Here is a 14,448-nt window from a genome sequence, read left to right as displayed (position 1 = left end):
GAGAAAAGGAATGAAAAAAAGAGCAACGATATTTTTACTTTCCCTTATATACATAGCTAGTTTTGTTTTTCCAACGCAGCTGGCATACGCCAATGATTCGAAGAAACAAGAAGGACAAAAAAATCCGCTGGGATTCAGTTATAAAGTCATTAAACCAGAAAATCAAAAAAATCCGCAAGTTGGTTATTATGATCTAAGAATGATGCCGGGACAAAAACAAACTGTTCAAATTGATTTGACAAACGATGGAGATCAAGAAGTAGAAGTAGAGGTTTCAATTAATGGCGCTAAGACTAACGGTAACGGTGTTATTGAATATGGACCGAGTGCGATCGATAATGATAAATCATTGAAATATGATTTTAAAGATATTGTCAAAGGAGAAGAATCTGTAAAACTCCCACCCAAAACAACTGTTCCGTTGAAATTAGCAATTACAATGCCTGACAGCAGTTATGATGGTATGATTTCTGGCGGTATTGAAATGAAACGCCATATTAGTAAACAAGAACAAGAAAAACAAAAAGGTGTTGTTAATGAATATGCATTCTTAGTCGGTATGGTACTGACAGAAACAGATACTGTAGTTCAACCGGAGTTAAAATTGAACAAGGTATATGCTGGATTAAGTAATTACCGCAATAGCATCTTTGTAAATCTTTCAAATATAAAAGCAGCAATTTTAGATGATTTGACATTGGATGTTCAAATCATGTCAAAAGAATCTGATAGTGTTATTTATGATACTAAAAAAGCAGGTATGCGATTTGCACCAAACAGTATGATGGATTTTCCAATTTCAATGAATGGAGAAAAAATGGTGCCAGGTAAGTATCGAGCGCATGTTCGTGCAACGTCTCAAGATAGAAAATGGGAATGGGACGAAGAGTTTACAATTACGGATGAAGATGCTGATAAATATAACAAACAAGATGTCAATCTAGTTCAAGAACAAGGAATTAACTGGAAACTTATCATACCGATTGTTGCTGGTATCTTTATTTTAGGATTGATCATATTCTTTGTTGTAAGAATGCTGAATAAAAAAAGAGCTGCAAAGAAAAAGAATGCTAAAAAAAATAATAAAAGTAAGTGATAGATAAAAATAAATTTAAAAAAGGAGAGAGAGCCGAATATGAGTATGTTAGATTGGTCTTTTGTGACATTACTGTCTAGTGCCCTGCTCTTTTTCCTATTTGCACTATTCTCTGTTGTTCTTTCGATAATAACTAGTCGGAAATTGCGTCGCTTTAAAAGGAGACCGCCAAAAGATAAGCGTAAACGAAAACAATTTATTATGAAACGGCGTAAAGTTGAAAAACAAGTTAAACGTCAGCGTAACAGCGGTATTACCCTTTTTGTTCTAATGTTGATAGCAACAGGTAGCGCCTTATATACTCGACACTACCAAATGAATAATTTACATGCAAAAGATTCAGAGTCGATCGTTCAAAGCTACTATTTATTAGATGAAGTTGAACTGCAATTGAACAATATTAAAAATGATGAAAACCCACAAAAATCTATTAAGAATCTAAGAGAACTTTCACTATCATTATCTAGTTATGGTGCAAGAAGAGCATATCAAGGTCTAACTGAAGATGGGCAAATGCTGTTAAATCGGCATTTTGTTTTGTTGAAAGAACTTGGAACTAATTTGAGTAGTCAGACAGTAGATTCATTAGGCAAAGCTGATACGATGGAAGGCTATCAAAAAGATGTAAAAAAAGTGAGGGATAGTCAACAGGAAGTATTCAAACGATTTAAAGTCAATGAAGCTGCTTTGAAGACCAAAAAGTAGTAGCTAGGTTGAGGTGAATCAAATGAAGCAAGGAAGCCAAAAAAAGAAGCAACGACCAACAACCAAAACGAAACCAATATCTAATGATAATCACAAAGAGCGAAAAAAGAGGAAATCTAGCAATAAAAAAAATGCCTCAATAAATGCAAAAACTCATAAAATACAAAAACAGCAGAGTGCTAAACGTAATCGATTAACAAAAAAACAACGGATAGCGTTAAAGAAAATGCAACGCAAAAAGCTTGTTTTAGAGTTGATTATTACAATTATTTCTACTCTGAGTTTGATCTCTGTGATTGCTTATTTTATATTCGCTATTCCTAAAGTTGAAGGATATTCTATGACGCCAACGATAAACGATAAGGACCGCTTATTTGTAAGTAAATGGGGACAAGTCAAGCGGTTCAGTTTAATTTATTTTAAAGAGCCTAAAAAAAATGAAGTCATGATTCGTCGTGTAATCGCCTTACCAGGTGAAGATTTTTTTTATGAAAAAGGCAAGTTGTATATTAATGGAGAAGAGATAGTGGAACGTTTTATGTCTCAAGAGACCCAATCTAACGAAGAAAAAAACTCGAACATCACACCAGATTTTTCGCTTCAGGATATATTGCAAGTAAAGCGGATACCAAAAGGTAAGTACGTTGTTTTAGGTGATAATCGGCGCTATTCAACAGATAGTCGGTACTTTGGGCTGATTGATGAAAAAGATATTATTGGTGTGGTGACAATTCGATTATTTCCTATTCATGAAATGACCCATTTTTAGTATATGAATAACGAGGGAAAAAAATGAAACAGTCAAAGTCAGAACAAATAGTACATAGAAAGAGCCCAGCTGGTCATGCTCAAAAAAGAACGCTTTATAAAAAAAAGAGTAGACTTAGCTACATAAAAAGACAGCACATAGCTAAAGGAGAAAAAAAACAAAAAGAAAGTCGGGCTGGGAAAGTACGTCACTATTTTTCTAACTTGATTTTTCTGTTTTTTATCATTGCTTGTTTTCTGTTCTTATTTCGTATGGCTACGCATCGAGTAGAAGGGCATTCTATGGAACCAACTTTTAGTAACAGAGATCGTGTGTTGGTTGCTAAAGGAGTCCATCCGTCCAGATATGATATTGTCACGTTTGAACCAAAAACGGCGAAGGAAGAATCGTATATCAAGCGAGTCATAGGGATGCCTGGCGATGTTATTTGGGTAGAGGAAAATACGTTGTATATTAACCACCAAGCAGAAAATAATCCTAAAAATCTCTATGGTCAAAACCTAGCAGCTAAAGAATTACCAGACGGAACCATTCGAGTCAATGTTACAACAAATGTTGCACGAGCATTATCAGTCTATTATAAGATACCTGAAAATGCTTATTTTGTTTTAGGTGACAATAGAAATCATTCTGAAGATAGTCGAATATTTGGTTTGGTAGATCAGAATCAAATCGAAGGAGTAGTTGTCTATCGTTATTATCCATTTAATAAGATGGGCGTTGTCCGATAAAATGCTGGGAACTGTAAAGAAAGTGAGATCTAAAATGAGAAAACATAGAATAAAAGAGTTTCTAAAACAAAATTGTTTAGCGATGCTGCTAAGCTTTAGTATACCTGTTGTATTAATGGCAGTGACTTATTATTTTAACGATATTTATCCAGGTAGTAAATTAACGGTTTTAGCAAGTGATTCATTTACGCAGTATGCAAATTTTCATGCCAGTTTTAATAATGTTTTACATGGCAAACAAAATATTTTCTATACCTGGTCTGGTTCATTAGGATTAAATTACTGGGCGTTGATGGCATATTATTTAAATGGCTTGTTCACGCCATTCGTTTTCTTTTTTGATAATGGAAATATGGCAGATGCTTTGTATTATTTAACGCTACTTAAGTTTGGTGCAAGCGGATTGGCTTTTTGGATATTCGCCCACAATACGTTTAAAATCAATCGTTGGTTCGTTGTCGGTTTAAGTGTATCTTATGCACTAATGTCCTACAGTGTAGGATACTCGGAAGTTATCATGTGGTTAGATACATTTATGTATTTACCGTTGATTATTCTAGGTATCCACCGGTTGATGGACGATAAGAAACCAATTCTGTTGTTTGTTAGTTATCTACTTTTATTTTTATCTAATTTTTATATGGCCTTTATGGTAGGAGTATTTTCTTTTCTGTACTTCTTTGCCAGAGCAATCGGCAATTGGAGTATTTATAGAAAAAGGATTCCGACCTATCTGATCACTTCGTTACTTGCTGGTGGGGCTTCAATGATCACCATTTTACCGACCATTTTTGATCTTAGTAATAATGGCGAAAGTTTATCGGCAATCACAACTTTTTTAACACCTGATACTGGTCCATGGGATTTCGTTGCAAAAAGTTTAGTGGGTGTTTATGATACGTCAAAATTTGAGAGTATGCCTTTTATTTATATTGGCTTATTTGCGCTGATTTTTTGCATGTTTTATTTTATCAGCAACAAGATTGCAATTAAAAATAAATTGCTTTTTGGGAGTTTGTTTATTTTAGTGATTGCAAGTGTCTACATTTTACCGCTGAATTTAGCATGGCATGGCATGCATTCGCCAAATATGTTACTTTTTAGGTTTAGTTTTTTATTTTCATTTTTAGTGATTTTATTGGCTGGATATGGTTTAGAAGTATTTGAAAAGAGCGACTTCAATCAACTGTTGAATGGTGTATTGGGGATAGCAGGCCTTTTCATTGTCTTTTTGATTATGTCGAATAAGAAAAGATATGGTGTTATCACGACAATGTCTTTAGTAGTAACAATTGGTCTTTTAGCAGCGTATGTTTTAGTTTTATATTTTTATGCGTATCAGCCAAAGTGGAAAAAGTGGCTTCCCGTGTTAATAGTTTTGCTAATGAGTGGAGAGGCTTTTGTAAATGCGCAAGCGTTAGTAAAAGGAATTAAACAGGATTGGAACTATCCTTCACGTGATTTGATTGCTAAGCCCTATCCTCATATCAAGGCGTTGTCAGACCAAGCATTTGAAGAAAACGAAACATTTTTTAGAATGGAAAATTTAAATCCAATTTCTTTAGATGATAGTTTTAATTTTGGTTACCATGGTATCGGGATGTTTTCATCGATTCGTAATAGGCATTCTTCACAATACATGAATGCACTAGGGTTTCGTTCTTTAGGCAGCAATCTGCAAGTTCATTATGAAAATAATACTTTATTGATGGATTCGTTGATTGGAATGAAATATACCATTGCCAAAGGAAACTTAAACAAGTTTGGCTATGAAAAAATTGGCCAATCAGGTGATTATAGCCTTTATAAAAATGATTATGCACTACCGCTCGGAATTATGACTGACAAAAGTATTTATAAAAAAGAAGCAGTCAGAAATCAAACAGAACTCTTCAATTATTTATCCAGTTCAGAAGGGGAATTATTTAGCTTTGGAGAAGCCACTATGGTGGACTCGAAAAATGTCATTGTCACAGAAGAAGAAAATACAGTCAGCTTTAGTGAAGAAGAGCCGAATAAAATAAAATCAGTTACGTGGTTAATCACAGTTCCTGCTAATTCACAAGGTTATTTAAGCTTAGTGCCAACAGACCTAGGTGCCGCAGTAGATACTAAAGTGCATGTGACGGTCGACGGGGTAACACGTAGGACTGATTTACGCGATGATGGTCAATATCATTCAATAGGGTATTATGACAAAACAAAAACATTAAAAGTTACGACTAGTTTTACAGGTGGTAAGCAAAGAACTACATTGTTCAAACCAGATGTTGTCTTTTTAAATACACAGGAATTTGAAAAGTCGGTGAAAAAGATTCAAGAAAGAAGTGTGGCTTTTAAAACAAGTGGTCGTAAAGCACAGGCTCGAACTACTTCTGACAAAGAGGAGGTGTTGTTAACAACGATTCCATATGATAAAGGTTGGAAAGCCTATATCGACGGAAAACAGGTGACAATTCCAACATTCAAAGATGCTTTTTTAGCGATCCCAGTGCCAGCCGGTGAACATGAAATCAATTTTGTTTTCTTACCGCAAGGATTTGTGATGGGCACAATTTTATTCCTGCTTTGTATACTATTATTTGTTGGCTATATCTACAGGATAAAAAAAGAATTGACGATAAAGATTGAAGCATAAAATAAATCAAAAAAGTAAAGGAGAGGCAACATGAAGCAATTGAAGGAAATCATTTTTTGTGCATTACTATTTCTTTTGACTGGCTGTGCTCATCAAGAGTTGTCTGGAAAAAAAGAATATTTTTCAAAAGAAGGCGTAGAATATTCCTTCAATTTGCCAACTGGGTGGAATGGACAAGAGGATTATCAAGAGCAATATAATGAGGCCGCAGTTTTCGGTGCACAAGATACAACTAGTAATTCTTATATGTTTATTCGTGTGCGTGGTATAGAGGAACCTAAAAAAAATACATTAGAGAAAAAAGCGGAAAAATTAGTCAAAGAATCTTTTGGTGTTGAGCATGCTTCTTCGAAAAAATTAACGTTAGACAATCAACCGGCACTACGTTTTTCATTTAAATATGTATTTAAGCAAAAACCTGTATGGGTGTCAGCTTATTATATTCTTCAAAAACAGCATTTAGTTGAGTATATCTTTTATACACCGCAAGATAATCAAGAAAGTAGAAGAACAACGGTATTTGATCAATCAGTAGCAACATTAAAATTAGAACATACAACAGAAACAACATCGGAACAATCTCCAGAAAAATTAAATAAAATTGAAAATGACTCCTATGTATTTGACTTGACGGGTTACAAAATTGTTTCTGAAAATAAGCAGCAAAATCTTTTAATTGTACGTTATGTTTTTAAAAATAAGAGTGAAGTAAAAAAATCCGCAAACTTATTGGAAACACTTGTAACTGTCAAACAGGATGATAAAGTATTGGAAAATAGTCCAATGACAGAACATACACAGGCAGAAGATCTAGCCTATTTACTAGAAAATGGTAAGCAGTTAATTGGAAAGAACGATTCGATAGAAAGTGCAGTAGTTTATAAACTGAATGATCAATCGTTGTCAAATATTATTTTTTTATTTGATAAGGAGCAATTTAAAGGGCAAAAAGAGATTATTATGCCAATTAAAAACTAAGTAGAAAGCAGGTTTATTATGAAACATGCAAAGATTGTATTATTATTGCCATTATTGTTTTTAACAGCCTGTAATGGAATCACAGAACAACAACCAGCATCCACTGCAAATCATAAACTGGATAAAAGTGAGCAAAAATTTGCTTGGTGGGAGGACCGTAAAACGCCCTTCGGTGATTTCGAATATAGGAAAATTTCAGAAAAAGAAGCACAAGAACTAATGGATAAGAAATTTAAAGTGACAATACCTGATAATATCAATGCAGCTAAGAAATTAATTGCAGAAGATCTTGCAATCGAAGGAAGCGAAAAAGAAGCAGACACCTATAGTATATATAGCTCTGAGAATACATTGGCGTTTTCATGTTTTGTAAAATACAAAAACAAAGCTGGAAAGTATTTGTCTTATGGAGAAATCAATTTGACATACAACTACATTCCGATTCAAAAAAAAGTTAAACTATCTAGTGAAAAATTAGTGATCTATAATGCATCGGATGAAGGGATTTTCCATGGAGGGAATGCAATTACTACCTTAAAAAATATGGGTAGTTGGTTAGATTTAGCAGATCAAGATAAGTTAGTGAAAAAATTTGAAGAAGAATCCAAGGCAAAAGAATCATTAATAAATCAGGAAATAATACTCTATCGTAATTTGGATGAAGCAAAAGAAAAACGTCTTTTTGGAAAGAGCTTTGGTGTAAAATATGGAGCAAATGGAATAATAACAGAAATTTATGCTGTTGCTAGAGATTACCGTATTTAAAAAATATATTGGATGAATAAGCCTTGATAGAAGTAGGAATTTTTTTAAAAAGATTCTTTTATCATTATTTATACTTATCAAGAAGGTGGAGTAAGCTGATTTTTTTCAGTTTACTCCACCTTTATTATTTTTTTAATAATAAAAAAATATATCTATAAAAGTATATTGTTAGCGTTTGCATTCTGAATGTTATATTATTATAAGAGAGATTTAAAAGGCTAGTAGGAGGTGCAATTTTAAAAGAATAGTTTTTTTCTCATTGAATAAATAGTGAGAATCCAGTGTACATGGTTAAACGACACACAAAACTTAAAACGAGGTGGAAAATGTGAAAAAAGTGTTTAAAAAGAATGTGAACGTTCTATCTGCTCTAGTGCTCGTAGTTTCAAGTTTGGTTTTATCTTTATCTGTGTTAGTACCAAGTAAGGCTGTAGAGGCGGCAGAACCCTCGCAATACCGTAATGTTATGTACTATGGTGATTGGTCAATCTGGGGTGGAGAAGATAATTTTTATCCTAAAGATATTCCAGCGGATCAATTGACGCATTTAAACTATGCTTTTTTAGATTTTGACAGTAGTGGCAATTTGAAATTTACAGATAAAGATGCCGCAGTCGGTGCACCAGTTGGGCAAGAGGGTGTTCAGTGGAATAGTGCCAGTGCGGGTGTTTTAAATGCTATTCAAGATATTCGGGCCAAAAATCCTAATTTAAAAATTGGTATTTCAATCGGTGGTTGGTCTAAATCAGGCGATTTCTCTGATGTAGCAGCAAATCCGACGACTAGAGCTAATTTTGTTAGCAATATTGCTAAATTTATCAAATATACAAATATGGATTTCGTTGATTTGGATTGGGAGTATCCTGCTTCTGTTCGCGAACCAGATAAAGTGGATAATACAAACGACGAAGGAACACCACATGCCAAACCAGCTGACAAACAAAATTTTATCACATTGTTACAAGATATTCGTACCGCAATTGACAAACAAGGGAAAGATTTAGGAAAAACATATGAACTTTCAGTTGCTTTACCTGCTTCACAAAATACTTTGAAAAATGGTGTGGATGTTGCGCAATTATTTAAAGTAATCGATTTTGCTAATGTGATGACCTATGATATGAATGGTGCTTGGACACCAAATAGTGCGCATCATAGTGCACTTTATGGTAACCCCGCAGATCCTAATTATGCCAGTGGTTTTTCTGTTGATCAAACAGTGAAGTATTTACAGACAAATGGTGCACCATCAAGTAAAATCGTGATCGGAGCAGCCTTCTATACTCGTGGGTGGAATAAAGTAGCAGCTGGAACAGATTCAGCACATCCTGGTTTGTTCCAAGCGGCAGAAAAAAATAATAAAGATGCGGATTTATCACCAACCTATGGTGCTAATAATAAAAACCCATTAAAATCGGGTGATGGTGGCCGTGCAGGTGGTGTTTGGCCGTACCGTAATATTGCTGATCTTAAAGTGAAATCACCTGACTTAAAAGAATATTGGGATGATGTAGCCAAAGCGCCTTATATGTACAATCAAAAAACGGGTGAATTCTATACCTATGACAATCCTCGTTCAATCAGTTATAAAGCAGAATACGTGAAAAATAACCAATTAGGCGGCGTGATTTCATGGATGCAGTCACAAGATAAAGCGACAGATACAACGAAACGTGATGAATTAACGAAAGCGATCAAAACAGGTTTATTTGGTTCAGCTGCTCTACAAGCAAATAAAACCGTCTATGCAGACTTAAATGTCAAAGCAACGATTGTACCATATAATGAAAATGGTGCTGGCTATGAAATTACAGTCAAAAATAATGAAACTTCTGGAGAAACAGGAGACGTTTTAAAAGCAGTTGAAGCAGCCTTTGAAACAGTGAAACTGCCCAAATTATATATCCCAGTCAATGCAGCAGAAACATTGACAGCAGGTGATTATAAAGCTGGAACCGTAACAGTAGAAAATGGTAATGTGGTAGTGGACTTATCTTCGGTTTACGATGCACAGCAAATTCCACAAGGGGCAAGCTATACTTTTAGATTGAAATCTAGTGCGGCAACAGTTGATGTAAATCGAATCAGCAGTATTGCTTTGACTCAACGGATTGCCAAAAATGGTGCCGAACTTAGCAAACAAACGATTTATGGCGGAGGAGCAGTCAATCCAGATCCGACAGATACAACACCACCGACAACGCCTGCAAATCTTGTTGCCGGAACAGTTACCGAAAATAGTGCTGCATTAAGCTGGTCAGCTTCTACTGATAACGTGAAGCTTGCTGGATATAAAGTATACCGTGATGGTGTATTAGTTGGAACAGTTGCTGAAACAACCTATACAGATGCAAACTTAAAAGCGAATACTGCTTACAACTACACAGTGAAAGCATATGACGCTGCTGGAAATCTTTCAGCAGATAGTAATACTCTTGCTGTAAAAACAAAAGAAAGTACAACTCCTCCTGTAAGTAATGCATGGGATGCAGCGAAAGCTTATAATGGTGGAGATGTTGTGACATATCAAGGTAAAACATATAAAGCGAAATGGTGGACTCAAGGCAACGTACCAGGAACAGAACAATGGGGACCTTGGGAATTAGTTGGATAGAAATAAAAAAAGTTGGCCTAACTTCATTATTAGGCCAGCTTTTCTTTTTATTTTGGCGGAGTGTCTAAATAATCATGAATAACATCCACATATTTTTCGACGATCTTTTGCCCTTTATCCATTAAAATATAAATGCCAGGATCGACCATATTGACAATATAATCAGTAGTAAATTCTTTTCTCATCAATTGGATGGCTTGTTCTTTGGTATCACATTTAGTCAATCCATTTTCTTTCAATACCTCATTTAATTGGAACAAAGACCAATAATTAATAACAGTAGCATCATTCAAAATATCTAAATAGTCAGCAAATAGCAGTTCATTGGTTGTTTCTACTGGATCGATTCCTAGCTCCATTTCGAAGAATTCTGGAAACAGTTCAGTAGTGGACTGTTTTCCATTGACCCAATCGAGAATAATCACTTCACCGGGAAGTAAACCATCTTCATTACGGATCATGCTTTCTTTTGGAACGAGTTTCCCTGTACCGTTAGCAATGGATTCTAGCCAGGCATCAACATTCCGAGTTTCCGACATTACTGGGAATTCTGGATACGTTTCATAGATTGCGATGATTTTAGCTACTTCCTCATCTAAATTGATGCTCTTTTTTGGTTCGGTGTGTTTAAAAAAATCAAATAACCCCATATTTTTCTCCCTTTTTTATAGTAATGTATCCATGATTTTACCTAAATTTGTTGATACAAACTTGCATATCGTCGTGCAAAATAATCCAGAAAAAATGTTAAAGGATAATTACCGATACGCACATAGTTTGTCGTAGTCACGTTAATAGATAAATCGAATTGATTGGTCAGTGTATTTTGTGTATGTTGGGTCAAAAGAATCGATTTAGCTGGACTATCACTGATTTTTCTCATTAGTTCACTACTGCGATTCAGTAATGAGCCGTAAGATGAAATAACGATCACAATTGATTTTTTACTGAGATCTGTAACAAATGCTTCTTGTGTTTCCTCTGTTTCACCTACAAAAATCAGCTTTTGACTTAGTAGAAAAGATGTTTGCAGCTCTTTTGCTAATTCCAAAGTTGAGCTATAGCCAATCAGAATGACTTCTTTTGCTTCATGGATATCTGCTAATATCTGATCGACTTGCGCAATATCGATTGTTTGTTGAACATCGTTTATTGCTGTGATAATTTCAGTTCCATATGAAGCAAGATAGCTTTTAGGATCACTTCTTAGATCAGTTAATTCATGTTCTTTCATTCGTAAACCGCTGTGTTTTTTCATCGTTCCTAAAGAAACCAAAGATTCCCGTAAAGCAGCAAAGCTTGATATCCCAAAGTGACGGCAGAATCGTGTTAGTGTTGCTGGCGAGACAAAGCAGCGCTCAGCGATTTCAGTAATGGTCAGTATCTGAATATCAGTGAGATGAGAAAAAAGGTAAATGATGATTCGAGAATAGGTGGCATCTCGTTTATTTGTATTTAAATAATGGAGAAAATCAAATAGATCAAGCATCAAAAAAACTCCTTTAAAATGATTCATTTTCACAAGTATGAAAATGGATGTAAATAATGAAAATCACGCAAGAAACATAAAAATAACTTCGCATCTTCTCGTGTTAAGATAAGTTTATTAAGTCAATTATACACTAAATCAATGACTGAGAGGATGGAAAAAGATGAGTGGATTTCCACAAAATTTTTTATGGGGCGGCGCAACAGCAGCTAATCAATTTGAAGGGGCATTTTTAGAAGATGGTAAAGGCTGGTCAACGGCTGATACAGCAAGATTTATCAAAGCAAATGGAATCAGTATGGCAGAACTGTTAAGACCAACGACAAAAGCAGATGTTGAATTTGCGATGAACGATAAAGAAGGCGTTTATCCTAAACGACATGGAATCGATTTTTATCATAGATATAAAGAAGATATCGCATTATTTGCCGAAATGGGTTTCAAAACGTTCCGTTTATCGATTTCTTGGCCGCGGATTTTTCCAAATGGGGATGAATTAGAGCCAAACGAAGCCGGTCTCGCATTTTACGATGCAGTTTTTGATGAATGTTTGAAATATGATATTGAGCCGTTAGTGACGATTTCTCATTATGAGTTTCCTTTAAGTCTAACGTTTAAACAAAATGGCTGGGAAAGTCGCGACACGATTGAAGCTTTTGAACGTTATGCTCGTGTCTTGTTCAATCGTTACAAAGATAAAGTGAAATACTGGCTGACCTTTAATGAAATCAATATCATCGGCATGACTGGCTATTTAAGTGGTGGTATTTTAGCTGATGGACAGAAAAATATGTTGCAAGCTCAATATCAAGCAGCGCACCATCAATTTATCGCAAGTGCTTTGGCAGTCAAAGCATGTCATGAAATTATTCCTGATGCACAAATCGGTTGTATGCTAGCGAGAATGGAAGCTTATCCTGAAACGTGTAATCCGCTAGATGTGATGGAAAGTGTCAATAGTGACCATACTAACTTGTTCTATTCAGATGTCCAAATTCGCGGCTACTATCCAAGATATATGAATAAATTTTTCCGTGATCATAATATTACCATCAAAAAAGAAGCGGGTGACGATCAAATTTTACGTGAAGGAACCGTTGATTTTATGTCATTCAGTTATTATATGAGTAGTATCGCTTCTCATAAGAAAGACGGAGAGACAACAGGGGGCAATCTGCTTGGTTCTAAGAAAAATCCATATCTAGAGGCAAGTGACTGGGGTTGGCAAATTGATCCAGTTGGACTTCGTGTAACCTTGCATAAGCTATATGATCGTTATCAAATTCCTTTGTTTATCGTGGAAAATGGTTTAGGAGCTAAAGATGTGGTTGAAGCAGACGGCAGTATTCATGATAGTTATCGTATTGATTATCTAAGAAGTCATATCGAACAAATGGAACAAGCCATCGATGAAGGTGTAGATTTGATGGGCTATACTCCTTGGGGCTGTATTGATTTAGTTAGTGCTAGTACTAGTGAGATGTCAAAACGTTATGGCTTTATTTACGTTGATTTAGATGATGAAGGGAAAGGCACGTTAGATCGTTCTCGTAAAGATTCTTTCTATTGGTATAAAAAAGTAATTGAAACAAATGGAGCCAATTTAGAGTAAGAAAATAATCCCGAAATATATTCATGTAAGCGTTGCTTATTTCATTTCAATCGATTATACTAAACATAAGAAAAAAAACGTTAATGGCGAAGCAGTCATTTTATAGAGTATGTTACTGAATAATGCAGGCAGAACTCAAACTACCTAGGAATGTCCTTTCCTAGGTAGTTTGAGTTTTTTTTCTGGAAAGGAGTAAAACAAGTGAAAGTAAGTCAAATTTTAAACAACAATGTAGCAATTGTAAGTCGTGGAAACAATGAGGTTATTGTTTATGCTAAAGGATTGGCCTTTAGAAAAAAAGTCGGACAGGTAATCTACGAAAATGAGATTGAAAAGACCTATGTTCTAGATTCAAATGATATGTTAGAGCATTTTAGTTATTTGTTGTCCCATTCTGATGCCAATCACATTACTTTAGTCAATCAAATTATTGCTTACGGAGAAGAAAAGTTGGGTGAAAAATCAAATGATTATCTCAGTTTGACTTTACTAGATCATATTGAATTTGCATTGAAACGTGCAGCCAAAGGACAATTTATTCGCAGCCCGCTAACATGGGAAGTAAAGAAATTTTATCCGCAGCATTTTGACATTGGTATGTATGCATTGAACTTGATCAATGAACAATTTCAACTGACATTTCCAGAAGATGAAGCCGTTTCGATCGCGTTACACTTTGTCAATCTGCAGGAGGATAAGAATAATCTAGACGAAACGATCCGCTCTATGGAAAGTTTAAGAGATATCTTATCGATCATTCAGTACCATTTTCAAATCAAATTAGATGAAGGCTCTATGAATTATATGAGACTGATGACCCATCTGCAATATTTTATTCAACGAATCATGGCTAAAAATAGTTATGAAGAAAGTGACACGATTTTAAATGAGCAAATTAAATTGATGTATGCCAGTTCATTTGAATGCGTGCAGAAAATCAGAGTCTATATCAAGCAAAAGTACGCCTGTGATCTAACGATCGATGAAGAAACCTATCTTATGCTCCATATCCATCGAGTGACGAATCGGAGTCAAAAAGAGAGGACATAAG

12 protein-coding genes are annotated in these 14,448 nt (G+C 35.0%); 10 read left to right on the top strand and 2 right to left on the bottom strand.

Features of this window, described 5'->3' with window-relative positions; all coding sequences use genetic code 11:
* Positions 1-10: 10 nt before the first annotated feature.
* The 8 genes from I583_RS11810 (at position 11) to I583_RS11775 (ending at position 10,296) form a co-directional block, all read left to right on the top strand.
* Complete coding sequence (locus I583_RS11810; protein WP_010761627.1) at positions 11-1,096, top strand: WxLIP family cell surface protein; 1,086 nt, start codon at positions 11-13, stop codon at positions 1,094-1,096.
* Positions 1,097-1,135: 39 nt separating this feature from the next.
* Positions 1,136-1,801 (top strand): hypothetical protein, encoded by a 666-nt coding sequence (locus I583_RS11805; protein WP_010761626.1) that lies wholly within the window; start codon positions 1,136-1,138, stop codon positions 1,799-1,801.
* 22 nt (positions 1,802-1,823) lie between these two features.
* Positions 1,824-2,570 carry a signal peptidase I gene (gene lepB / locus I583_RS11800; RefSeq protein ID WP_010761625.1) on the top strand — a complete coding sequence of 249 codons (747 nt, stop codon included), beginning with the start codon at positions 1,824-1,826 and terminating at the stop codon, positions 2,568-2,570.
* A 23-nt stretch (positions 2,571-2,593) separates the two neighbouring features.
* Positions 2,594-3,301 (top strand): signal peptidase I, encoded by a 708-nt coding sequence (gene lepB, locus I583_RS11795; RefSeq protein ID WP_010761624.1) that lies wholly within the window; start codon positions 2,594-2,596, stop codon positions 3,299-3,301.
* A gap of 34 nt (positions 3,302-3,335) precedes the next feature.
* The gene (locus I583_RS11790; RefSeq protein ID WP_010761623.1) at positions 3,336-5,939 is read left to right on the top strand and encodes a YfhO family protein; all 2,604 of its coding nucleotides are present in this window, start codon (positions 3,336-3,338) and stop codon (positions 5,937-5,939) included.
* Between the two features lie 30 nt (positions 5,940-5,969).
* On the top strand, positions 5,970-6,917 hold the full coding sequence (locus I583_RS11785) for a DUF5067 domain-containing protein (RefSeq protein WP_010761622.1): 948 nt from the start codon (positions 5,970-5,972) through the stop codon (positions 6,915-6,917).
* Between the two features lie 18 nt (positions 6,918-6,935).
* Positions 6,936-7,682, top strand: a complete 747-nt coding sequence (locus tag I583_RS11780) for a hypothetical protein (protein WP_010761621.1) — start codon at positions 6,936-6,938, stop codon at positions 7,680-7,682.
* Between the two features lie 319 nt (positions 7,683-8,001).
* Positions 8,002-10,296 carry a glycosyl hydrolase family 18 protein gene (locus tag I583_RS11775; protein ID WP_425268404.1) on the top strand — a complete coding sequence of 765 codons (2,295 nt, stop codon included), beginning with the start codon at positions 8,002-8,004 and terminating at the stop codon, positions 10,294-10,296.
* 47 nt (positions 10,297-10,343) lie between these two features.
* On the opposite strand, the gene I583_RS11770 is transcribed toward I583_RS11775, so the two are convergent.
* Together I583_RS11770 and I583_RS11765 are read right to left on the bottom strand one after the other, a co-directional pair.
* On the bottom strand, positions 10,344-10,946 hold the full coding sequence (locus I583_RS11770; protein ID WP_010761619.1) for a hypothetical protein: 603 nt from the start codon (positions 10,944-10,946) through the stop codon (positions 10,344-10,346).
* Between the two features lie 41 nt (positions 10,947-10,987).
* Positions 10,988-11,785 carry a MurR/RpiR family transcriptional regulator gene (locus I583_RS11765; protein ID WP_010761618.1) on the bottom strand — a complete coding sequence of 266 codons (798 nt, stop codon included), beginning with the start codon at positions 11,783-11,785 and terminating at the stop codon, positions 10,988-10,990.
* A 163-nt stretch (positions 11,786-11,948) separates the two neighbouring features.
* On the opposite strand from I583_RS11765, the gene I583_RS11760 reads away from it, so the two are divergent.
* Positions 11,949-13,397 carry a glycoside hydrolase family 1 protein gene (locus I583_RS11760; protein WP_010761617.1) on the top strand — a complete coding sequence of 483 codons (1,449 nt, stop codon included), beginning with the start codon at positions 11,949-11,951 and terminating at the stop codon, positions 13,395-13,397.
* Between the two features lie 201 nt (positions 13,398-13,598).
* A complete protein-coding gene (locus I583_RS11755) occupies positions 13,599-14,447 on the top strand; it encodes a PRD domain-containing protein (protein WP_010761616.1) in 849 nt (282 codons plus the stop codon).
* The last annotated feature ends 1 nt before the right edge of the window (position 14,448 follow it).

Source organism: Enterococcus haemoperoxidus ATCC BAA-382 (assembly GCF_000407165.1).
Taxonomy (GTDB): Bacteria; Bacillota; Bacilli; order Lactobacillales; family Enterococcaceae; genus Enterococcus_L; species Enterococcus_L haemoperoxidus.
Note: the sequence above shows the minus strand (reverse complement) of the source record. Positions and strands in the feature narration are given on the sequence as shown.

Coding starts and splice junctions, on each gene's coding strand:
- I583_RS11780 (WP_010761621.1), top strand. CDS start 6,936: ATGAAACATGCAAAGATTGTATTATTATTGCCATTATTGTTTTTAACA.
- I583_RS11765 (WP_010761618.1), bottom strand. CDS start 11,785: ATGCTTGATCTATTTGATTTTCTCCATTATTTAAATACAAATAAACGA.
- lepB (WP_010761624.1), top strand. CDS start 2,594: ATGAAACAGTCAAAGTCAGAACAAATAGTACATAGAAAGAGCCCAGCT.
- I583_RS11770 (WP_010761619.1), bottom strand. CDS start 10,946: ATGGGGTTATTTGATTTTTTTAAACACACCGAACCAAAAAAGAGCATC.
- I583_RS11805 (WP_010761626.1), top strand. CDS start 1,136: ATGAGTATGTTAGATTGGTCTTTTGTGACATTACTGTCTAGTGCCCTG.
- I583_RS11760 (WP_010761617.1), top strand. CDS start 11,949: ATGAGTGGATTTCCACAAAATTTTTTATGGGGCGGCGCAACAGCAGCT.
- I583_RS11810 (WP_010761627.1), top strand. CDS start 11: ATGAAAAAAAGAGCAACGATATTTTTACTTTCCCTTATATACATAGCT.
- I583_RS11785 (WP_010761622.1), top strand. CDS start 5,970: ATGAAGCAATTGAAGGAAATCATTTTTTGTGCATTACTATTTCTTTTG.
- lepB (WP_010761625.1), top strand. CDS start 1,824: ATGAAGCAAGGAAGCCAAAAAAAGAAGCAACGACCAACAACCAAAACG.
- I583_RS11790 (WP_010761623.1), top strand. CDS start 3,336: ATGAGAAAACATAGAATAAAAGAGTTTCTAAAACAAAATTGTTTAGCG.